The organism is Spirillospora sp. NBC_01491 (genome assembly GCF_036227065.1).
Taxonomy (GTDB): domain Bacteria; phylum Actinomycetota; class Actinomycetes; order Streptosporangiales; family Streptosporangiaceae; genus Spirillospora; species Spirillospora xylanilytica.
The window spans coordinates 309837-330134 of record NZ_CP109432.1; the positions used below are offsets into that span (position 1 = coordinate 309837).

The window sequence follows — 20298 nt, forward strand, 5'->3', positions numbered from 1 at the left end:
CTGCGCCCGGCTGTTCCGGCTCTGGGCCACCGGCTACCGGGAGGTCTCGTGAGGCGCCCGGTCGCGGTGGCGGCGGGAGCGGCGGGGGTGGCCACGGCCGCTGTGCTGCCCGCACTGTGGTTCCGGTGGCGGTACCTGGTCGCGACGGTGGACGGGCGGAGCATGGAACCGACGCTGCGCGCGGGGGACCGGCTGCTGGTCCGCAGGGGCGTCCGCCCCCGGACGGGCCAGATCGTGGTGGTCAGGGTCCCCGACCCGCCGCTGGTGTACGGCCCGCCGGACGTCCCGCTCACCGCGGCGGAGGAGGCGGCGCTCCTGGCCGCGCCCGAACGGCCCGAGGCCGCGCCGCCGCCCGGCGGCAGGCTGGTGGTCAAGCGCGCGGTCGCGGTTCCCGGGGACCCGGTGCCACGGGAGCTGGTCCCGGTGCTGCGCGATGTCCCGGAGGACGTGGTGCCGCCCGGTTTCCTCGTCGTGCTGGGAGACAACGCCGACGCGAGCTGGGACTCGCGGGATTACGGCTTCGTCCGCCCCGGTCAGTGCGTTGGCGTCGCGCTCCGCCGCATGGACGACTGAGACCGGGCCCGGGACGGCGGGGAGGGGAGCCGGTCAGGCCTCGTCCGCACCGGGCGGGTCCTGACCGCTGCGGGTGGCGCCCGCACAGGCGACGATCACGCAGCAGATCGCGATCCACTGCCGTCCCGTCAGGACCTCCCCGAGCAGCGCCACGCCGACCAGCGCGGCCACGGCCGGCTCCAGGCTCATCAGGACGCCGAAGACCCGCGCGGGCATCCGCCGCAGCGCCTCCATCTCCAGCGAGTAGGGGATCACCGAGGACAGCACCCCCACACCGAGGCCGACGAGCAGCAGCATCGGGTCGAGCAGCGCGGCGCCGCCGGAGACCACGCCGACCGGGAGCACCGCGGCGGCGCCGACGGCGCTGGCCAGCGCCAACCCGGTGGACCCGGAGAAGCGCTGCCCGGTGGCGGCGCTCAGCAGGATGTAGGCGGCCCAGCCCACCCCGGCCAGGAGCGCGAAGGCGATGCCGACCGGATCGAGGTCGCCGCCGCCCCGGGCGAGCATCACCACGCCCGCGCCCGCCAGCAGCACCCAGAGCACGTCGCGGGGACGGCGGGAGGCCACGATCGAGACCGCCAGCGGCCCGAGGAACTCGATCGTCACCGCGACGCCCAGCGGGATCCGCAGGAACGACTGGTAGATCGCCAAGTTCATCATGGCCAGCGACAGCCCGAAGCCCGCGGCCAGCGCCAGGCTCCGCCGCGAGTGGTCGCGCAGCACCGTGCGCAGCGCCGTGCGGGCCAGGAAGCACAGCACGATCGCCGAGGTGAGCAGCCGCATCAGCACCAGGGCGCTCGGCGGCAGCCGGTCGAACAGGTGCTTGGCCAGGCCGGCGCCGACCTGGAGCGAGATGATCCCGAGCAGGATCAGGGCCGGCGGCGGCACCGAGCCGAGCGACAGCAGCCGCGCGCGGCGGGCGAGCCCTCCCGCGCCGCCGTACGGACCGGGTACGTCAGCGAGCGCCAAGGATCACTCCCACTTGAAGAACCGGGCGGCCAGAACGAGCCCCGCGACCGCCCACACGGTGAGGACGAGCAGCGGTTTGCCGGGGAACGCCGCGCCGTCCTGAAGGACCTGGCGCAGCCCGTCGGACAGCGCCGAAATGGGCAGCAACTCCAGCGCGGCGCGTATTCCCGAGGGGAACTTGTCGAGCGGGAAGACCACGCCGCCGACGGCGAGCAGCAGGATGTACACGAGGTTGGCGGCGGCCAGCGTCGCCTCGGCGCGCAGCGTCCCGGCCATCAGCAGCCCGAACCCGCTGAACGCGGCGGTGCCGAGGAGCAGGAGCGCCACGACGGACGCGGGGTCGCCGTGCGGATGCCAGCCCATCGCGAGCGAGACGGCGCAGATCACCACCGCCTGCACGATCTCCACGACGATCACGGTGAGGGTCTTGGCGGCGATCAGCCCGCCGCGCGGCAGCGGGGTCGCGCCGAGCCGCTTGAGCACGCCGTAGCGGCGCTCGAAGCCGGTGCCGATCGCCTGGCCGGTGAACGCGGTGGACAGCACCGCCAGCGCGAGCACCCCTGGCGCCAGGAAGCCGATCCGGTCGCCGGTCCCGAGGTCGAGCAGCGAGGTCCCGCCGAACAGCAGGAGCAGCACCACGGGGATGATTAGCGTGAGCAGCAGCTGCTCGCCGTTGCGCAGGGTCGAGCGGACCTCGTAGCCGGTCTGCGCGAGGACCATCCGCACCGCCGGGACCGCGCCCGGCGCCGGGGCGAGGTCGAGCCGTGGTGCCGGTGCGGCCGTCATGAACGCAGCTCCCGTCCGGTCAGTTCGAGGAACACGTCCTCCAGGGTGCGGCGCTCGATCCGGAGGTCGTCCGCGAGCACGCCGTGCGAGGCGCACCAGGCCGTCACGGTGGCCAGCAGCCCCGGGTCCACGTTCCCCTCGATCAGGTAGTGCCCGGCGGGGGACTCCTTGGCCGTGCTGCCCACCGGCAGCGCGGACAGCAGCTCCTCGAGCCCGAGGCCGGGCCGGGCGCGGAACCGCAGCTGCCGCTCGGCGCCGGTGAGGTCGGCCGGGGCGCCCTCGGCCACGATCCGGCCGTGGTCGACGATGACCACCTGGTCGGCGAGGTGCTCGGCCTCGTCCATGTAGTGGGTGGTGAGCAGCACCGACACCCCGGCGGCGCGCAACTCGGCGATCAGCTCCCAGACGGAGTGCCGGGCCTGCGGGTCCAGACCGGTGGTCGGCTCGTCCAGGAAGACCAGCTCGGGCCGGCCGACCAGGGCGACGGCGAGCGACAGCCGCTGCTGCTGCCCGCCGGAGAGCCGCCGGTAGGGGGTGCGGGCGTGTTCGGTGAGGCCGAGCCGGTCGAGCAGCGCGGCCGGGTCGAGCGGTGTGGTGTGGAAGGAGGCGATCAGCCGGAGGAACTCGGCGGCCCTGGCGGTGCCGGGCACGCCGCCCGACTGCGGCATCACGCCGACGCGGGGCTTGAGCGCCGCGGCGTCGCCGGCCGGATCGAGTCCCAGCACGCGGACGGAGCCGGCGTCGGCGCGGCGGAAGCCCTCGCAGATCTCGATCGTGGTGGTCTTGCCCGCCCCGTTCGGGCCGAGCAGCGCGGTGACCGCCCCGCGGGCGGCGCGGAACGACAGACCGTCCACGGCCGTCGCCGTGCCGTACCGCTTGACCAGCCCGTCGATCTCGACGGCGCTGTCCTCGGGGGGTGCCATGGGCTCGAGTTTAGGGCGGGCCCGCGCCCGCTCCGTGCGGAGCCCCGTCGTCCGCGCTCCGACGGGTCGGCCGGTGGGTCGGCCGGTGGATCGGGAGGCGGTCGGGCGCGAGCACGGGCTCGGGGTGAACGAGCGGTAAAGGCTCAGGAAGGCGCCCGGCGCCGGACGGGGCCGGTGACGCGCCCCGTGGCAGCGTGACGGCATGGCAGCTCAACTGCGGGCGCTGCGCTCCCGCATCAGGTCGGTGAGGTCCACGGCGAAGATCACCCGCGCCCAGGAGCTGATCGCCGCGGCCCGGATCTCCCGGGCGCGGCAGCGGGTGGCGGCGGCCGAGCCGTACGCGCGCCAGGTGACCGCCGCGGTCTCGGCGCTGATCAGCCATCACGTCCACCTCGACCATCCGCTGCTGAACGAGCGGCCGGACGCCTCCCGGGTCGCGGTGCTGCTGCTGACCAGCGACCGCGGCTTCTGCGGCGGCTACAACCACAACGTCCTCAAGCAGGGCGAGTCGCTGGCGGGGCTGCTGCGCGAGCAGGGCAGCGAGCCGGTCTTCTACCTGGTCGGCCGGAAGGCCGTCGACAACTTCAGGTTCAGGCGGCGCGAGGCCGTGAAGGAGTGGGCCGGGTCCACCGGGCAGCCGGCCTACGAGCTGGCGGCGGAGATCGGCGGGCTGCTCCTGGACGCGTTCGACCGGCCGACCCGGGACGGCGGGGTGGGCGGGGTCCACGTCGTCTACACCGAGTTCGTGTCGATGCTGAACCAGCGGACGACCGTGCGGCGGATCCTGCCGCTGGAGGTGGAGGAGGTCGCCGGCGGCGGGCCCGGCGCGCGGGCGGCACCGGCCTACGACTTCGAGCCGGCCCCCGCGTCCGTCCTGGACGGACTGCTCAGGCAGTACGTCAACGGCCGGGTGTGGCACATGCTGCTGGAGGCGGCGGCCTCGGAGCACGCGGCGCGCAGGGCGGCGATGATGGCGGCCACCGACAACGCCGACGAGCTGATCGGCACCCTGACCCGGCAGGCCAACGAGGCCCGCCAGGAGGAGGTCACCAACGAGCTGAGCGAGATCGTGGCCGGGGCGAACTCGCTCGCCGGGCGGCCCGGCTGAACCGGGTCGAGAAGGTGGACGCGAAGCACAAGTCAAAGCCAAATTCCCCTCCCTTTTCAGAAAAGGCCGAAACTCTTAGTCGATCTTCGTTCGATAGCGGCACAACGGCGAAAGTGCGCCGAGTTTCGGCAGGTAGCGCCCGGGTAACTCCCAGCGTGTCATCCGAGTGCCGCGGTGACTTCTACGGGCCTTTGCCGAATTCGGGGGGACAGGAATGGGGGAGCCCAGCCCGGCGCCCCGGGAGGCCGGGGAGCCGACCGGGACGGCAGCCGGGCGCCCGCCGCGGGAGGCGGGCGGACCCCCCGGCGGCGAGAGCGGCGAGGGCGGAACGGGCGGCGAGGGCGGCGACAGGCTAGGACTTCCCGGGGCGACCGCCCTGGTGATCGGCAACATCGTCGGCACCGGCATCTTCCTGCTGCCGGCCTCGCTCGCCGCCATCGGCACCCTCAGCTTCGCGGTGATGGCGGTGACCACGCTGGCCGCCATCGCGCTCGCCATCGTCTTCGGCAGGCTCGGCGGCCGGATCCCCTCCAGCGGCGGTCCCTACGCCTACGCCCGCCAGGCGTTCGGCGAATTCGTCGGCTTCTGGACCGCGTGGTCGTTCTGGCTCACCGCCTGGGGCGGCAACGCGGGAATCGCGGTCGCCTGGGTCGGATACGTCAACTACTTCCTGGGCTGGGACGGCACCCTCGGCAAGATCGTGATCGGGCTGGTGGGGGTCTGGATCCCGGCCCTGATCAACCTGACCGGTGTGAAGAACATCGGGCTGTTCCAGCTCGTCACCACCGTGCTGAAGTTCGTCCCGCTGATCTTCATCGCGATCGTCGGGCTGTTCTTCATGTCGGCCGACAACTTCGGGCCGTTCAACGCCCAGGGCGGGTCGCTGTGGGACGCGGTCTGGCTGGCGGCCGGCCTGATCCTGTTCATCTACTCCGGCATGGAGAGCGTCACCATCGTCGCCGAGCGGATCAGGGACCCGGTCCGCAACGTGGGCCGGGCCAGCATCTACGGCGTCCTCGCCTGCGGCGCCATGTACCTGCTGGCCACCGTGGCGATCTTCGGGACCGTGCCGCACGACCGGCTGGTCGGCTCCACCGCCCCGTTCGCCGACGCGATCAACAACATGTTCGGCGGCAGCGGCTGGGGCGGGGTGATGGCGGCCTGCGCGATCGCGTCCGGCATCGGCGCGCTGAACGGCTGGACGATGCTGGTCGCCGAGATGCCGATGGCCGCCGCCCGCGACGGGCTGTTCCCCGCCGGCTTCGGCCGGCTGTCCCGGCGCGGCGCGCCGTTCGTCGGCATCGTGGCGGGCTCGCTGCTCACCTCGCTGATGCTGCTGTTCGCCTACGCGTCGGAGAACGCCTTCAACACCATCCTGCTGTTCGCCTCGTTCACCACCGCGATCCCGTACTTCTTCTCGGCCGCGGCGCAGCTGTTCTGGCTCGTCACCGGGGGACGCGGGATCGACCGGGGCCGGATGGCCAAGGACCTGACGATCGCGTGCGTCGCGCTGCTGTTCGCCTTCGCGATCGTGTACGGCTCCGGGGACGAGGCCGTGATGCTCGGCATCCTGGCGATGCTGATCGGCGTCCCGGTCTACATCTGGACCAAGGCCAAGCGCGGCGAGTACGGGACCAGGGAGCGGCCCGCCGGGCCGGCGGGGCCGCGGCCCTGACCGGCCGCCCGCGCGGGCGTGCCGGGACCACGAGGAGGGGGAGGCAATGTCATTCAACGTCCAGTCCGAGGTCGGGCGGCTCCGCCAGGTCCTGGTGCACCGGCCCGAGCTGTCGCTCAAGCGGCTCACCCCGTCCAACGCGGCCGACCTCCTGTTCGACGACGTGCTGTGGGTGCAGCGGGCCGGCGAGGAGCACGACGAGTTCCGCAACGTGCTGGCCGCGCGCGGCGTCCAGGTCCGGCTGCTGCTCGACCTGCTGCGCGAGACCATCGAGATCCCCGAGGCCAGGAAGCACATCCTGGACTTCGTCATCGACCCGCACTGGTTCGGGCCGCTCGCCACCGACGCGATCCGCAACGGGTTCGACTCGATGCAGACCAAGGAGCTCGGCTCGTTCCTGATCGGCGGCATCACCAAGCGCGAGCTGCTGGAGCGGATCACCGAGCCCAAGTCGATCGCCTTCCACTCGATCGGCATGGACGAGTTCGTTCTCCAGCCGCTGCCGAACCACCTGTTCACCCGCGACACCTCCTGCTGGGTGTACGACGGGGTCTCGATCAACGCGATGCGCAAGAAGGCGCGGATGCGCGAGACGGTGAACATGGAGGCCGTCTACCGCTGGCACCCGATGTTCGCCGACGGGTACGACCAGGCGGAGGCGGGCGGCTTCAACGTGTGGAGCCACGGCACCCCGATGGCGCCTGCCACCATCGAGGGCGGCGACATCCTGGTGATCGGCAACGGCGCGGTGCTGGTCGGGATGAGCGAGCGGACCCAGCCGCAGGCGGTCGAGATGCTCGCCCAGTCGCTGTTCGCCAAGGGCGGCTGCGACAAGATCGTGGCGCTCCAGCTGCCGCAGAAGCGCGCGTTCATGCACCTGGACACCGTCCTGACGATGGTCGACCACGGCGTGTTCACCAAGTACGCGGGCATGGGGATGCTGCCGTCCTACACCGTCCAGCCGGGCGACACCGAGAAGGAGCTGAAGGTCACCGACCACGCTCCCGACCAGATGCACCGGGCCATCGCCTCCGCCCTCGGGCTGGACGAGATCAAGGTGCTCACCGCGACCCAGGACGTGTTCGCCGCCGAGCGCGAGCAGTGGGACGACGGCTCCAACGTGCTGGCCGTCGAGCCCGGCGTGGTCGTGGCGTACGAGCGCAACACCACCACCAACAACCACCTCCAGAGGAACGGCATCGAGGTGCTCACCATCCGGGGCAGCGAACTCGGCCGGGGACGCGGCGGGCCGCGCTGCATGAGCTGCCCCCTGGAACGGGACGCCTGACCGGCGCACACCCTCTCTAGAGAACGGACGGACGGCGACATGGCGTTCAACCTGCGCGGGCGCAGCTTCACCAAGGAGCTGGACTTCACGCCCAAGGAGTTCAGGTTCCTGATCGACCTCTCGGCCGAGCTGAAGGCGGCCAAGTACAGCGGGACCGAGCGGCACCACCTGGCCGGTAAGAACATCGCGCTGATCTTCGAGAAGACCTCCACCCGCACCCGGTGCTCCTTCGAGGTCGCCGCGCACGACCAGGGCGCCCACGTCACCTACCTGGAGCCGAGCGGCTCGCAGATCGGCCACAAGGAGTCGATGAAGGACACCGCGCGGGTGCTCGGCCGGATGTTCGACGGCATCGAGTACCGGGGGTCGGAGCAGCGGCTGGTGGAGGAGCTCGCCGCGTACGCGGGCGTCCCGGTGTGGAACGGCCTGACCGACGACTGGCACCCGACCCAGATGCTCGCCGACGCGCTCACCATGCGCGAGCACAGCGACCGGCCGCTGCACGACATCACCTTCGCCTACCTGGGCGACGCCCACAACAACATGGGCCACTCCTACATCGTCGCGGGGGCGCTGCTCGGCATGGACGTGCGGATCGTCGGGCCGAAGGGCCTCTGGCCCGACCAGGACATGGTCGTCAAGCCGGCCAGGGAGATCGCGGCCCGGACCGGCGCCGAGATCACCATCACCGACGACGTGAAGGCGGGCGTCAAGGGCGCCGACTTCGTCCTCACCGACGTGTGGGTCTCGATGGGCGAGCCCAAGGAGATCTGGAACGAGCGGATCAAGCTGCTCAAGCCGTACCAGGTCAACGCGCGGGTGCTGAAGGCCACCGGCAACCCGCACGTGAAGTTCATGCACTGCCTGCCGGCCTTCCACAACCGGGAGACCGCCGTCGGCGAGGACATCTACCAGAAGACCGGGCTGGACGCCCTGGAGGTGACCGACGAGGTCTTCGAGTCCGACGCCTCGATCGTCTTCGACGAGGCCGAGAACCGGATGCACACCATCAAGGCCGTCATGGTCGCGACGCTCGGCTGAGCGGGCGCGACGGGAACCGGGGGGATGGGGACATGCGCGTAGTCGTGGCGCTCGGGGGGAACGCGCTGATGCGGCGCGGCGACCGGCCCGACGCCGAGCTCCAGCGGTCCAACGTCATGACGGCCGTCAAGTCGCTGGCGCCGCTCGCCGAGCGGCACGAGCTGCTCATCACGCACGGCAACGGCCCGCAGGTCGGGGTGCTGTCGCTGGAGAGCATCAACGATCCGAACCTGAGCCGGCCCTACCCGCTGGACACCATCGGCGCCGAGACCCAGGGCATGATCGGCTACTGGCTGCTCCAGGCACTCCAGAACGCGCTGCCCGGCCGGCAGGTGGTCGCGATGATCAACCAGACGCTGGTGTCGGCGGTCGACCCCGCCTTCGCCGACCCGAGCAAGTTCGTCGGGCAGGTCTACGGCAGGGAGGAGGCCGAGAAGCTCGCCAAGGAGTACGGCTGGACGGTCAAGCCGGACGGCGACCACTGGCGCCGGGTGGTGCCCTCGCCGCTGCCGCGCCGGGTGATCGAGACGCGCCTGATCCGGCAGCTCGTCCGCGGCGGGACCGTGGTGGTCTGCGCGGGCGGCGGCGGCATCCCGGTCTTCCGCAACGACGTCGGCCGGCTGGAGGGCACCGAGGCCGTGATCGACAAGGACATGACCGCGGCGCTGCTGGCCGAGACGCTGGAGGCGGACGCGTTCCTCATCCTCACCGACGTGCCGCGGGTGATGCGCAACTTCGGCACGCCCGCGCAGGAGGAGATCGAGCAGACCACCCCGCACGAGCTCCGCGCCGAGGACTTCCCGGCGGGCTCGATGGGACCGAAGGTGGAGGCGGTGAGCGGGTTCGTGGAACGCACCGGCGACATGGCCGCGATCGGGAGGCTCGACCAGTGCGTGCAGATCCTGGAGGGGACCGCCGGGACGATCGTGACGCCGAACGCGACCTGGCCGCTGGCCAGCACGCTGTAGTCCGGGCCGCCCGCCGGCCTCACCGAGCGAAACGGGGTGCGCCTTGACTACAGGTACCGCGTCCGGATCCCTTCTGCGCAGCCTGACCAGGACCAAGCCGGTCGACCAGATCGTCGCCGAGGGCGGCCAGGGCGAGGGCGGCGAGCTCAAGCGCTCGATGAGCCTGCTCCAGCTCACCCTGTTCAGCGTCGGCGCCACGCTCGGCACCGGGATCTTCGTCGTGCTGGGCGAGGCGGTGCCGCTGGCCGGACCCGCCGTGGTGGTGGCGTTCATGCTGGCCGCGGTCACCGCGCTGTTCTCCGCGCTGTCCTACGCCGAGCTGGCCGGGACCATCCCGGTGTCGGGCTCGTCCTACTCCTACGCCTACGCCACGCTCGGCGAGCTGGTCGCCTGGGTGTGCGGCTGGTGCCTGCTGCTGGAGTACGCGGTGTCGGTGTCGGCCGTCGCGGTCGGCTGGGGCTCCTACCTCAACGAGTTCTTCGACAAGTCCTTCGGGTTCACCATGCCCGCCGCGATCAGCAACTCGCCGGGCGACGACGGCGGCCTGATCAACCTGCCGGCCGTCGCGGTGGTGGCGCTCGCGACCCTCCTGCTGCTGCGCGGCACCTCCGAGAGCGCCACCGCCAACACCATCATGGTCTTCCTCAAGATCGGGGTGCTGGTCTTCTTCTGCGCCATGGCGGCCACCGCCTTCCACTCGGGCAACATGACCCCGTTCGCCCCGATGGGCTGGGCGGGGATCAGCGCGGCCGGCTCGAAGGTGTTCTTCTCCTACATCGGCTTCGACGCCGCCTCCACCGCGGGCGAGGAGGCCAAGAACCCCAAGCGCGATCTGCCGCTGGCCATCATCCTGTCGCTGGTCATCGTGACGATCGTGTACGTGGCGGTCGGGCTCACCGCGGTCGGCGCGATGCCCTGGCAGCAGTTCAACCTGAGCGGGTCCGAGGCGTCGCTGGCCCGGGTGCTGGACGAGGCCACCGGCGTCGCCTGGCCCTCCATCGTCCTGTCGCTCGGCGCGGTGATCGCGATCGCCAGCGTCGTGCTGACCGTGATGTACGGGCAGACCCGCATCCTGTTCGCGATGTCGCGGGACGGGCTGATCCCGCCCATCTTCCAGAAGGTCAGCCCGCGCACTGCGGTCCCGGTCGCCAACACCCTGATCGTGGCCGCCTTCATCGGGGTGCTCGCGGCGCTGATCCCGCTCGGCAAGCTCGTCGACGCCACCAGCATCGGCACGCTGTTCGCGTTCGCCCTGGTCAGCATGGGCGTGATCGTGCTGCGCCGGACCCGGCCGGACATGCCGCGCAGCTTCCGGACCCCGTTCTACCCGATCACGCCGCTGCTCGGCATCGGGTTCTGCGTGTACCTGATGGTCGGGCTCGGCGCGGTGACCTGGGGGGTCTTCCTGCTCTGGACGCTGGTCGGGCTCGTGGCCTATTTCGCCTACGGCCGCCGCCACTCGCGGCTGGCGGCCCGCACCGATCGAGGGAAGGGGCCGGGATGAGCGAGCCGAAGGGGCTGCGCCTGCTGGTCGGCTACTCGCCCGACGACCGGGGCGAGGACGCGCTGGCACTGGCGGCGCTGGTCGCCCGCACCGCCAAGGCGGCGGTGACCGTCGCCAACGTCCATCCGCCCGCCTGGCCGGCCCGCGGCCCCGCCTCGGTGGACGCCGAGTGGGTCGCCTACCTCAGGGAGCAGTCCCAGGCCGCGGTCGCGCGGGCCGCCGCGCGGCTCGCGGAGCTGAAGGTGCCCGAGCGGAACGTGACCCTCGTGGTGCACACGCACCGGGGGAGCGGGCGCGGCCTGCTGGAGGTCGCCGGGCAGGCCGGCGCCGACCTGATCGTCGCGGGCTCGGCGCCGCGCGGCCGGCGCGGCCGGATCGCCATCGGCAGCACCGCCGACCAGCTCCTGCACGGCTCGCCGGTGCCGGTGCTGCTCGCGCCGCGCGGCTACGCCGAGGAGGCGCCGCAGCGGTTCGAGCGGCTCACCGTCGCGTACTGGCGGCGCCGCGACGTCGAGGTCCCGCTCACCGCCGCCACGGGCCTCGCGGCGTCGCTCGGCCTGCCGGTGCGGCTCCTCACTCTGGTGCTGCGCCCGGCGGGGCTGACGGGCAAGTTCCGCGGCGCCGAGGAGGTGGTGCGGCGGCAGTGCGCCCAGGCCGAGCGGGACCTGGAGCACGCCGCCGGGCTGGTCGGCCCCGGCCTGGAGGTCGAGACCGAGATCGCGGTCGGCTCCGGGACGGCCAAGACGCTGGGCGGCGTCGGCCTGCTGCCCGGCGAGGTGCTGGCCTGCATGTCCAGCCATGACGGGCCGCTGCGCAAGGTCTTCCTGGGCGAGAGCTCCGGCAAGATCGTCCGCGCCGCCGGCTGCCCGGTGCTGGTGCTGCCGCGCGGGCCGAGGGGGCCCGGCCCGGACCGGGACCGCGCCGATCGAAGTTAGGTAAGGCTTGCCTGCGTGAGCGACGACATCGGGATTCCATTGGTCCCCGGGAAGTAATTAGGGCACACTGATGTTGTGAAATACGTGAGCGAGGATCCGACGAGCGCCCAGGCCGCCTCCGCGCGGCCGTCCGGCGTGCCGTCGGCCCGCGCCCACGCCGGGGCGGGCGGACCGCTGACCGGGGCCGGCAGCAGCTCCGAGCGCGACACCCGCGCCCGGGTGGCCAGGCTCATCCTCGAACACGGTCCCATCACCGCCTCGGCGCTCGGAGAGCAGGTCGGCCTGACGCCGGCCGCGATCCGGCGCCACTTGGACGCCCTGCTCGCCGAGGGCATGATCGAGGTCCGTCCGGGCCGGCCGCAGACGCGGCGCGGGCGCGGGCGCCCGGCCAAGTGGTTCGCGATCACCGACGCCGGCCGCAACGCGTTCGTGCACGCCTACGACGACCTGGCGACCAGCGCGCTGCGCTTCCTCGCCGAGACGGCGGGGGAGCGGGCGGTGGCCGAGTTCGCCCGGCGGCAGATCGCCGACCTCGAACGACGCTACCAGCCGGTCGTGCAGGCGGCACCGCCGCACCAGCGGGTCCGCAAGCTGGCCGAGGCGCTGTCGGGCGACGGCTACGCCGCCGCGGCGGCGAAGGCTCCCCAGCAGGGGGGCGGCGAGCAGCTCTGCCAGCACCACTGCCCGGTCGCGCACGTCGCCGCGGAGTTCCCGCAGCTGTGCGAGGCCGAGACCGAGGCGTTCAGCAGGCTGCTGGGCACCCCGGTGCAGAGGCTGGCCACCATCGCCCACGGCGACGGGATCTGCACCACCCACGTCAGCCCGCGCTCCCTCTGCGGAGGGGACGAGGCGGACGGCCAGACCATAAGTGACGAGGAGTCCGGGAGGACCTCCCTATGACTACAGTCCACCCCGAGCTGGACGGGCTCGACAGGTACAAGTTCGGCTGGGCCGATTCGGACGCCGCCGGAGCCTCGGCCCGGCGCGGCCTGAACGACGATGTCGTGCGCGACATCTCGGCCAAGAAGAGCGAGCCTGACTGGATGCTCGACCTGCGCCTCAAGGGGCTGAGGCTGTTCGACAAGAAGCCGATGCCCACCTGGGGCTCGGACCTGTCGGAGATCCAGTTCGACAACATCAAGTACTTCGTCCGGTCCACCGAGAAGCAGGCGGCGTCCTGGGAGGAACTCCCCGAGGACATCAAGAACACCTACGACAGGCTCGGCATCCCCGAGGCCGAGAAGCAGCGCCTGGTCGCCGGCGTCGCCGCGCAGTACGAGTCCGAGGTCGTCTACCACAAGATCCGCGAGGACCTCGAGGAGAAGGGCGTCCTGTTCCTGGACACCGACACCGGGCTGCGCGAGCACCCGGAGATCTTCCAGGAGTACTTCGGCTCGGTGATCCCGGTCGGCGACAACAAGTTCGCCGCGCTGAACACCGCGGTGTGGTCGGGCGGCTCGTTCATCTACGTGCCCCCGGGCGTGCACGTCGAGATCCCGCTCCAGGCCTACTTCCGGATCAACACCGAGAACATGGGCCAGTTCGAGCGGACGCTGATCATCGCCGACGAAGGCTCGCACGTGCACTACGTCGAGGGCTGCACCGCGCCGATCTACAAGTCGGACTCGCTGCACTCGGCCGTGGTGGAGATCGTGGTGAAGAAGGACGCCTACGTCCGCTACACCACCATCCAGAACTGGTCCAACAACGTGTACAACCTGGTGACCAAGCGCGCCGTCGCCTACGAGGGCGCCACCATGGAGTGGGTCGACGGCAACATCGGCTCCAAGGTCACCATGAAGTACCCGGCGGTCTACCTGCTCGGCGAGCACGCCAAGGGCGAGACGCTGTCGATCGCGTTCTCCGGCGAGGGCCAGCACCAGGACGCGGGCGCCAAGATGGTGCACGCCGCCCCCAACACCTCCAGCACCATCGTGTCCAAGTCGGTGGCGCGCGGCGGCGGGCGCACGTCCTACCGGGGCCTGGTGCAGATCCAGGAGGGCGCCACGCACAGCAAGTCCACGGTCAAGTGCGACGCGCTGCTGATCGACCAGATCAGCCGGTCCGACACCTACCCCTACGTCGACGTCCGCGAGGACGACGTGGAGATGGGCCACGAGGCCACCGTCTCCAAGGTGTCGGAGGACCAGCTGTTCTACCTGATGAGCCGCGGCCTCACCGAGGACGAGGCGATGGCGATGATCGTGCGCGGCTTCGTCGAGCCGATCGCGCGGGAGCTGCCGATGGAGTACGCGCTCGAGCTGAACCGGCTCATCGAGCTTCAGATGGAAGGAGCCGTGGGTTGAGCGGCCTGGAAACCGCGACCGTGGGGCAGCCCCTCTCGACACTGCACGAGAAGGGCTCCTACGAGGTCGCCGACTTCGAGGTCCCGACGGGCCGCGAGGAGGAGTGGCGGTTCACCCCGCTGCGCCGGCTGCGCGGCCTGCACAACGGGACCGCCGAGGGCGACGGCAAGGTCCTGGTCGAGGCCGAGGCGGCCCCCGAGGTCACCGTCGAGACGGTCGGCCGCGACGACCCGCGGCTCGGCCGGGCCTACCGGCCCGCCGACCGGGTGAGCGCCCAGGCGTGGGCCTCGTTCACCGAGGCCACGGTCGTCACCGTGCCGAAGGAGGCGGTGGCGTCCGCGCCGACCGTGCTCCGCCTGAACGGCGAGGGCCAGGCCGCGGCGTTCGGCCACACCACCGTGATCCTGGAGCCGTTCGCCCAGGCCACCGTGGTGCTGGTGCACCGCGGCTCGGCCACCTACGCCGACAACGTCGAGTTCGTCGTCGGCGACGGCGCGTTCCTCTCGGTGATCAGCCTCCAGGACTGGGCCGACGACACCGTGCACGTCTCGCACCAGTACGCCCGGCTGGGCCGCGACGCCCGGTTCACCTCGCACAACATCACCCTCGGCGGCGACCTGGTGCGGATCTCGCCCACGGTCGCCTACGCGGGGCCCGGCGGCGACGCCGCGATGTACGGGGTCTACTTCGCCGACGGCGGGCAGCACCTCGAGCACCGCCTCCTGGTCGACCACACCGAGCCCAACTGCCGCAGCCGGGTCGACTACCGGGGCGCGCTCCAGGACCAGGACGCGCACGCCGTCTGGATCGGCGACGTGATCATCCGGGTGGCGGCCGAGGGCACCGACACCTACGAGCTCAACCGGAACCTGGTGCTCACCGACGGCACCCGGATCGACTCGGTGCCGAACCTGGAGATCCTCACCGGCGAGGTCGCCGGCGCCGGGCACGCCTCGGCGTCCGGGCGGCTCGACGACGAGCACCTGTTCTACCTCCAGGCCCGCGGCATCCCCTTCGACCAGGCCCGGCGGATGGTCGTGCAGGGCTTCCTCGGCCAGCTCATCGAGCGCATCGAGGTCGAGGACGTGCGCGAGAAGGTGCAGGCGGCGATCGAGGCGGAGCTGGAACGATGACCTACGTCAAGGTGTGCCCCCTCGCCGGGATCCCGGCCGACGGCGCGCTCGCCGTCGAGATCGACGACACCCCGGTGGCGCTGGTCCGCAGCGGCGAGGACGTCTACGCGCTCAGCGACATCTGCTCGCACGCCGAGGTCTCCCTCTCCGAGGGCGAGGTCTACGACGGCACGATCGAGTGCTGGCTGCACGGGTCCTGTTTCGACCTGGGCACCGGCAAGCCCACCAACCCGCCGGCCACGCAGCCGGTCGCCACGTACAAGGTGAAGGTCGACGACGGCGACGTCTACGTCTCGCTCGGCTCCGACGACTAAGGAAGACCCAAGGATATGGCCACGCTAGAGATCCGCGACCTCCACGTCTCGGTCGCCGACGGCGCCGAGGACGGCAAGGAGATCCTGCGCGGGGTCGACCTGACCGTGAAGGCCGGCGAGACCCACGCGCTCATGGGGCCCAACGGCTCCGGCAAGTCCACCCTCGCCTACGCGGTGGCCGGGCACCCGAAGTACCAGGTGACCTCCGGCACCGTCACGCTCGACGGCGAGGACGTCCTGGCGATGAGCGTCGACGAGCGCGCCCGCGCCGGGCTGTTCCTGGCGATGCAGTACCCGGTCGAGGTGCCCGGCGTCTCGGTGTCGAACTTCCTGCGCTCGGCGATCACCGCCGTCCGCGGCGAGGCGCCCAAGCTCCGCGACTTCGCCAAGGAGCTGAAGGCCGCGATGGACGCCCTGTCCATCGACCCGGCCTTCGCCCAGCGCAGCCTCAACGAGGGCTTCTCCGGCGGCGAGAAGAAGCGGCACGAGATCCTTCAGCTCGAGCTGCTCAAGCCGAAGATCGCCGTCCTCGACGAGACTGACTCCGGCCTCGACGTGGACGCCCTGAAGGTCGTCTCCGAGGGCGTCAACCGCTTCGGCGCGGCCGGCGAGACCGGCACCCTGCTCATCACCCACTACACCCGCATCCTGCGGTACGTGAAGCCGGACTTCGTGCACGTGTTCTCCGGCGGGCGCGTGGTGGCCCAGGGCGGCCCCGAGCTCGCCGACGAGCTCGAGAGCGAAGGCTACGAGAAGTACGCGAAGGCGGGCGCGTCCGCATGAGGGGAACCCAGTGGCCGAAGCGGACGGGGGGTGCGGCGTGAGCCTCCTGCCAGAAGAGGTCAAGAAGGACTTCCCGCTGCTCCAGCGGACCGTCCGCGGCGGCCGGCCGCTGATCTACCTCGACTCCGGCGCGACGTCGCAGAAGCCCGTCCAGGTGCTGGACGCCGAGCGCGCGTTCTACGAGCGGCACAACGCCGCGGTGCACCGCGGCGCGCACCTGCTCGCCGAGGAGGCCACCGACGCGTTCGAGGGCGCCCGGGCCAAGATCGCCGCGTTCGTCGGGGCGGTCCCGGGCGAGATCGTGTTCACCAAGAACGCGACCGAGAGCGTCAACCTCGTCGCGTACGCGATGAGCAACGCCGCCACCGCCGGCCCCGAGGCCGCGCGGTTCGCGGTGGGCCCCGGCGACGAGATCGTGGTCACCGAGATGGAGCACCACGCCAACCTGGTGCCCTGGCAGGAGCTCTGCCGGCGGACCGGCGCCACGCTGCGCTGGTTCGGGCTCACCGATGACGGCCGGCTCGACCTCGACGACCTCGACTCGCTGGTGAACGAGCGCACCAGGCTGGTCGCGCTGACCCACCAGTCCAACGTGCTCGGGACCGTCCCGCCGGTCGAGCTGATCGCCGCGCGGGCCCGCGCGGTCGGCGCGCTGGTGCTGCTGGACGCGGCCCAGTCGGTGCCGCACCAGCCGGTCGACGTGACCGCGCTCGGCGCCGACTTCCTGGTCTTCTCGGGGCACAAGATGCTCGGCCCGACTGGGATCGGCGTGCTGTGGGGGCGGCGCGAGCTGCTGGAGGCGATGCCGCCGTTCATCACCGGCGGGTCGATGATCGAGGTGGTCCGGATGGAGGGCTCGACCTTCCTGCCGCCGCCGCAGCGGTTCGAGGCCGGCTCGCCCAGTACCGCCCAGGCGGTCGGGCTCGGCGCGGCCTGCGACTACCTGTCCGCGCTCGGCATGGACCGGGTGCACGCGCACGAGGAGTCCCTCACCGGGTACGCCCTCGAGCGGCTCACCGAGATCCCCGGCGTGCGGATCATCGGGCCCGGGACCGTCGAGGCGCGGGGCGGCGCGGTGTCGTTCACCGTGGCCGACATCCACCCGCACGACGTCGGGCAGGTGCTCGACGAGCTCGGCGTCGAGGTCCGGGTGGGGCACCACTGCGCGTGGCCGATCTGCCGCCGGTTCGGCATCCCGGCCACGACCCGCGCCTCGTTCTACGTGCACAACACCCTCGCCGACGTCGACGCGCTCGCCGAGGGCGTCCGGCAGGCCCAGAAGTTCTTCGGAACAGCCTGAGCCGCACCCCTGTTCAAGCAAGAAGAAGGGCCCCGGGAAAGGAAGTCATGCAGCTGGAGGCGATGTACCAGGAGGTCATCCTGGACCACTACCGCAACCCCCTGCACAAGGGGTTGCGGGAGCCCTTCGAGGGCGAGGCGCACCACGTCAACCCCACCTGCGGCGACGAGATCACGCTGCGCGTGCACCTGGACGGCGCGGACCAGGACGCCACGGTCGCCGACGTCTCCTACGACTCCATGGGCTGCTCCATCAGCCAGGCCAGCGCGTCGGTGATGGCCGACCTGGTGATCGGCAAGTCGGTCAAGGAGGCGATGGCGGTCGGCGACGCGTTCCTGGCGCTGATGCAGACCCGGGGACGGGAGGCCGACCTCGACGAGGACGTCCTGGAGGACGCCGTCGCCTTCGCCGGCGTCTCCAAGTACCCGGCCAGGATCAAGTGCGCCCTGCTCGCCTGGATGGCGTGGAAGGACGCGACCGCCAGAGCTCTCGGAGAGGCAACATGAGCGACACCGCACCGGACACCGCCACGGCGGACACCGCGCCGGAGGAGACCGCAGCGGCCACGGACGGCGAGGCGGGCACCGGCACCGCGGCCATGTCCGCGGCCGAGGAGGAGATCCTCGAGGCGCTGAAGGACGTCGTCGACCCCGAGCTCGGGATCAACGTCGTCGACCTCGGCCTGATCTACGGGATCGGGCTGGCCGACGGGATCGCGACGCTGGACATGACGCTCACCAGCGCCGCCTGCCCGCTCACCGACGTGATCGAGGACCAGGCGCACAGCGCGCTGGAGGGCCTGGCCGACGACGTGAAGATCAACTGGGTCTGGCTGCCGCCGTGGGGCCCGGACAAGATCACCGATGAGGGCCGCGACCAGCTCCGCGCCCTCGGCTTCAACGTCTGACCCCGGCCACGGCGAAGGGCGGTCCTCCACCAGGAGGGCCGCCCCTTCCCGTCCCGGTCCTAGGTTGGGCCGGATGGACGCTTCCCTCCCCGAGACCGAACAAGAACTCGTCGCGCGCCGGGCCGCGTCCTTCGGGGTCGGCGCCGCCGTCTACGCCGCGGAGCGTCCCGGCTACCCGGCGGAGGCCGTCCGCTGGGCCCTGGAGCCCCTCGCCGGGCGCGAGCCGCTCCGTATCCTGGACCTCGCCGCGGGCACCGGCAAGGTGACCGAGGCGCTCCTCTCCGAGGGGATCCCCGCCGGCGACGTCGTCGCCGTCGAGCCCGACCCGCAGATGCTGGCCGAGCTGCGCCGCGGAGTCCCCGGCGTCCGGGCGCTGGCGGGCGGCGCCGAGGCGATCCCGCTGCCCGACGGGTCGGTCGACGCGGTCCTGGTGGGGCAGGCGATGCACTGGTTCGACCTCGACCGGGCCTTCCCCGAGATGCGCCGGGTGCTCGCGCCCGGCGGGATCCTGGCGGGCTTCTGGAACCGCGACGACGACCGGGTGCCCTGGGTCGCCGCCCTCAGGGAGGTCTCCAGAGGCCACGGGTCCGCCCGCCGGTCACGGCCGGGGCGGTTCCCCGTCGGCGCCGAGTTCCCGGACGCCGAGCAGACCGAGTTCCCGCACGCGCAGCGCCGTACGGCCGAGTCGCTGACCGCGACCATCGGCACCCACTCGCACGTGCTCGTCCTCGACGAGGCCGAGCGAGAGGCGCTCCTCGCCCGGGTGCTCGGCCATCTGCGCGCCACGCCGGAGACGGCCGAGGGCGAGTTCGACCTCCCCATCGTCACCCTCGCGGTCCGGGTCCGCCGGGCTTAGCGGCGGGCCCCTCTCCGGGCTCTCCCGGCCGGACGAGGCCGGGGGCGGGCTCGGCGCCGTGCTCGGCCGCGGCGGCGGGCTCGGGCCTGGCGGGCCAGAGCGTGTACGTGATCGGCCACAGCGACCAGATCGCCAGGACCGTGCCCAGCCGCAGCGTCCAGCCGAGCAGCGCCTCGGTGCGGTCCGGGTCGCCGACCAGGGCGATCATCAGCAGCAGCGCCCCGCAGCCGATGGCCGACGCGAGGGCGGCCTTGCCGAACTCCGACCGCTCGTACCGGGCCCGCGCCCGCCCGTGCCGGGGCTTCGCGCGGGGCGGCGGGCCGTCCGCGAACCGGTGCGCGAAGCGCTCGTCTGCCCACCGCACCCATCCGTGGCCGAACGCCACCGAGTAGCCGAGGTAGGCCGCCGCGAGCCCGTGCCCGAACCCGGCCGTCGCGCCGCCCCGCAGGTCCACCACCGTCGCGGTGAGCAGCACCACGTCCAGCAGCGGCACGCAGAGCAGCAGCGCCGCGCCGGCCCGGCGCCACCGCAGCAGGTAGCGGGCACCGAGCCCGGCGAGCAGCACCAGCCAGAATCCGGCCTCGCAGGCCACGATGACCGCGAACAGCACTCCGGGTCACCGCCCGCCCTTGATCAGGCGCCCCAACACCACCAGGACGAGGCCGGCCGCGCCCACCGCGAGCCCCGCGTAGGGCTGGTGGCCGGTCGACCACTGCATCAGGTCGATGTTCGTGCCGTCGTCGGCGATGGTCGAGCCGAGGCCGACGATCGCCAGGATGATCCCGATGGTCTGCACGATGCTGCCCTTCTCCCGCATGCCGTTCTGCCTTTTCATGGTTTCTCCGGGCGGCGCTCCGCGCCTCGTCGCCGATGCCGAGATCGCGGATCCTCCGAACGATGTACGGCGCGGGGCCCCGAGGTGGAGGCGG

Annotated in this window: 22 protein-coding genes; 17 read left to right on the forward strand and 5 right to left on the reverse strand. The window is 72.0% G+C overall.

Going from position 1 to position 20298, the window contains the following annotated elements:
• The first annotated feature begins 48 nt into the window (after window positions 1-48).
• Window positions 49-573, forward strand: a complete 525-nt coding sequence (locus OHA34_RS01450) for a S26 family signal peptidase (RefSeq protein ID WP_285943723.1) — start codon at window positions 49-51, stop codon at window positions 571-573.
• A gap of 33 nt (window positions 574-606) precedes the next feature.
• Here the strand turns inward: OHA34_RS01450 and OHA34_RS01455 are convergent, their stop codons facing one another.
• The 3 genes from OHA34_RS01455 to OHA34_RS01465 are packed head-to-tail and all read right to left on the reverse strand — an operon-like array spanning window position 607 to window position 3251.
• The gene (locus tag OHA34_RS01455; RefSeq protein ID WP_329520445.1) at window positions 607-1542 is read right to left on the reverse strand and encodes an EamA family transporter; all 936 of its coding nucleotides are present in this window, start codon (window positions 1540-1542) and stop codon (window positions 607-609) included.
• 3 nt (window positions 1543-1545) lie between these two features.
• A complete protein-coding gene (locus tag OHA34_RS01460; RefSeq protein ID WP_329520446.1) occupies window positions 1546-2328 on the reverse strand; it encodes an ABC transporter permease in 783 nt (260 codons plus the stop codon).
• The gene (locus OHA34_RS01465; protein ID WP_285943720.1) at window positions 2325-3251 is read right to left on the reverse strand and encodes an ABC transporter ATP-binding protein; all 927 of its coding nucleotides are present in this window, start codon (window positions 3249-3251) and stop codon (window positions 2325-2327) included. The genes OHA34_RS01460 and OHA34_RS01465 overlap by 4 nt, the downstream gene beginning before the upstream one ends.
• A gap of 202 nt (window positions 3252-3453) precedes the next feature.
• Between OHA34_RS01465 and OHA34_RS01470 the strand changes: the two genes are divergently transcribed.
• From OHA34_RS01470 to OHA34_RS01545, 16 genes are all read left to right on the forward strand, one after another.
• Window positions 3454-4359 carry a F0F1 ATP synthase subunit gamma gene (locus tag OHA34_RS01470; protein ID WP_285943719.1) on the forward strand — a complete coding sequence of 302 codons (906 nt, stop codon included), beginning with the start codon at window positions 3454-3456 and terminating at the stop codon, window positions 4357-4359.
• 214 nt (window positions 4360-4573) lie between these two features.
• Entirely contained in the window at window positions 4574-6034 is a 1461-nt protein-coding gene (locus tag OHA34_RS01475; RefSeq protein ID WP_329520447.1) for an APC family permease, read from the forward strand.
• 46 nt (window positions 6035-6080) lie between these two features.
• Entirely contained in the window at window positions 6081-7322 is a 1242-nt protein-coding gene (locus OHA34_RS01480; protein WP_329520448.1) for an arginine deiminase, read from the forward strand.
• Between the two features lie 39 nt (window positions 7323-7361).
• Complete coding sequence (gene argF / locus OHA34_RS01485; protein WP_329520449.1) at window positions 7362-8363, forward strand: ornithine carbamoyltransferase; 1002 nt, start codon at window positions 7362-7364, stop codon at window positions 8361-8363.
• 32 nt (window positions 8364-8395) lie between these two features.
• Window positions 8396-9331: a carbamate kinase gene (gene arcC, locus OHA34_RS01490; protein ID WP_285943715.1), complete on the forward strand. Its 936-nt coding sequence runs from the start codon at window positions 8396-8398 to the stop codon at window positions 9329-9331.
• 43 nt (window positions 9332-9374) lie between these two features.
• Entirely contained in the window at window positions 9375-10835 is a 1461-nt protein-coding gene (locus OHA34_RS01495) for an amino acid permease (protein WP_285943714.1), read from the forward strand.
• A complete protein-coding gene (locus OHA34_RS01500; protein WP_329520450.1) occupies window positions 10832-11770 on the forward strand; it encodes a universal stress protein in 939 nt (312 codons plus the stop codon). Before OHA34_RS01495 ends, OHA34_RS01500 begins: the two co-directional genes overlap by 4 nt.
• A gap of 135 nt (window positions 11771-11905) precedes the next feature.
• Window positions 11906-12670, forward strand: coding sequence for a helix-turn-helix transcriptional regulator (locus OHA34_RS01505; RefSeq protein WP_432763105.1), 765 nt, complete (start codon window positions 11906-11908; stop codon window positions 12668-12670).
• The gene (gene sufB / locus OHA34_RS01510; protein ID WP_285943712.1) at window positions 12667-14076 is read left to right on the forward strand and encodes a Fe-S cluster assembly protein SufB; all 1410 of its coding nucleotides are present in this window, start codon (window positions 12667-12669) and stop codon (window positions 14074-14076) included. The genes OHA34_RS01505 and sufB overlap by 4 nt, the downstream gene beginning before the upstream one ends.
• Window positions 14073-15209 carry a Fe-S cluster assembly protein SufD gene (sufD, locus tag OHA34_RS01515; protein ID WP_329520451.1) on the forward strand — a complete coding sequence of 379 codons (1137 nt, stop codon included), beginning with the start codon at window positions 14073-14075 and terminating at the stop codon, window positions 15207-15209. The genes sufB and sufD overlap by 4 nt, the downstream gene beginning before the upstream one ends.
• Window positions 15206-15523, forward strand: a complete 318-nt coding sequence (locus OHA34_RS01520) for a Rieske (2Fe-2S) protein (RefSeq protein WP_285943710.1) — start codon at window positions 15206-15208, stop codon at window positions 15521-15523. The genes sufD and OHA34_RS01520 overlap by 4 nt, the downstream gene beginning before the upstream one ends.
• 15 nt (window positions 15524-15538) lie before the next feature.
• The gene (sufC, locus tag OHA34_RS01525) at window positions 15539-16306 is read left to right on the forward strand and encodes a Fe-S cluster assembly ATPase SufC (protein ID WP_285943709.1); all 768 of its coding nucleotides are present in this window, start codon (window positions 15539-15541) and stop codon (window positions 16304-16306) included.
• 37 nt (window positions 16307-16343) lie between these two features.
• Complete coding sequence (locus OHA34_RS01530) at window positions 16344-17606, forward strand: cysteine desulfurase (RefSeq protein ID WP_329520452.1); 1263 nt, start codon at window positions 16344-16346, stop codon at window positions 17604-17606.
• Between the two features lie 47 nt (window positions 17607-17653).
• Window positions 17654-18112 (forward strand): Fe-S cluster assembly sulfur transfer protein SufU, encoded by a 459-nt coding sequence (gene sufU, locus OHA34_RS01535; RefSeq protein ID WP_285943707.1) that lies wholly within the window; start codon window positions 17654-17656, stop codon window positions 18110-18112.
• Window positions 18109-18513, forward strand: coding sequence for a metal-sulfur cluster assembly factor (locus OHA34_RS01540; RefSeq protein ID WP_329520453.1), 405 nt, complete (start codon window positions 18109-18111; stop codon window positions 18511-18513). Before sufU ends, OHA34_RS01540 begins: the two co-directional genes overlap by 4 nt.
• 73 nt (window positions 18514-18586) lie before the next feature.
• The gene (locus tag OHA34_RS01545) at window positions 18587-19369 is read left to right on the forward strand and encodes a class I SAM-dependent methyltransferase (protein ID WP_329520454.1); all 783 of its coding nucleotides are present in this window, start codon (window positions 18587-18589) and stop codon (window positions 19367-19369) included.
• Here the strand turns inward: OHA34_RS01545 and OHA34_RS01550 are convergent.
• Together OHA34_RS01550 and OHA34_RS01555 are read right to left on the reverse strand one after the other, a co-directional pair.
• Window positions 19338-19979 (reverse strand): hypothetical protein, encoded by a 642-nt coding sequence (locus OHA34_RS01550; protein ID WP_329520455.1) that lies wholly within the window; start codon window positions 19977-19979, stop codon window positions 19338-19340. The genes OHA34_RS01545 and OHA34_RS01550 overlap by 32 nt on opposite strands.
• A 6-nt stretch (window positions 19980-19985) precedes the next feature.
• Window positions 19986-20204 (reverse strand): hypothetical protein, encoded by a 219-nt coding sequence (locus tag OHA34_RS01555; protein WP_285943704.1) that lies wholly within the window; start codon window positions 20202-20204, stop codon window positions 19986-19988.
• Window positions 20205-20298: the final 94 nt, after the last annotated feature.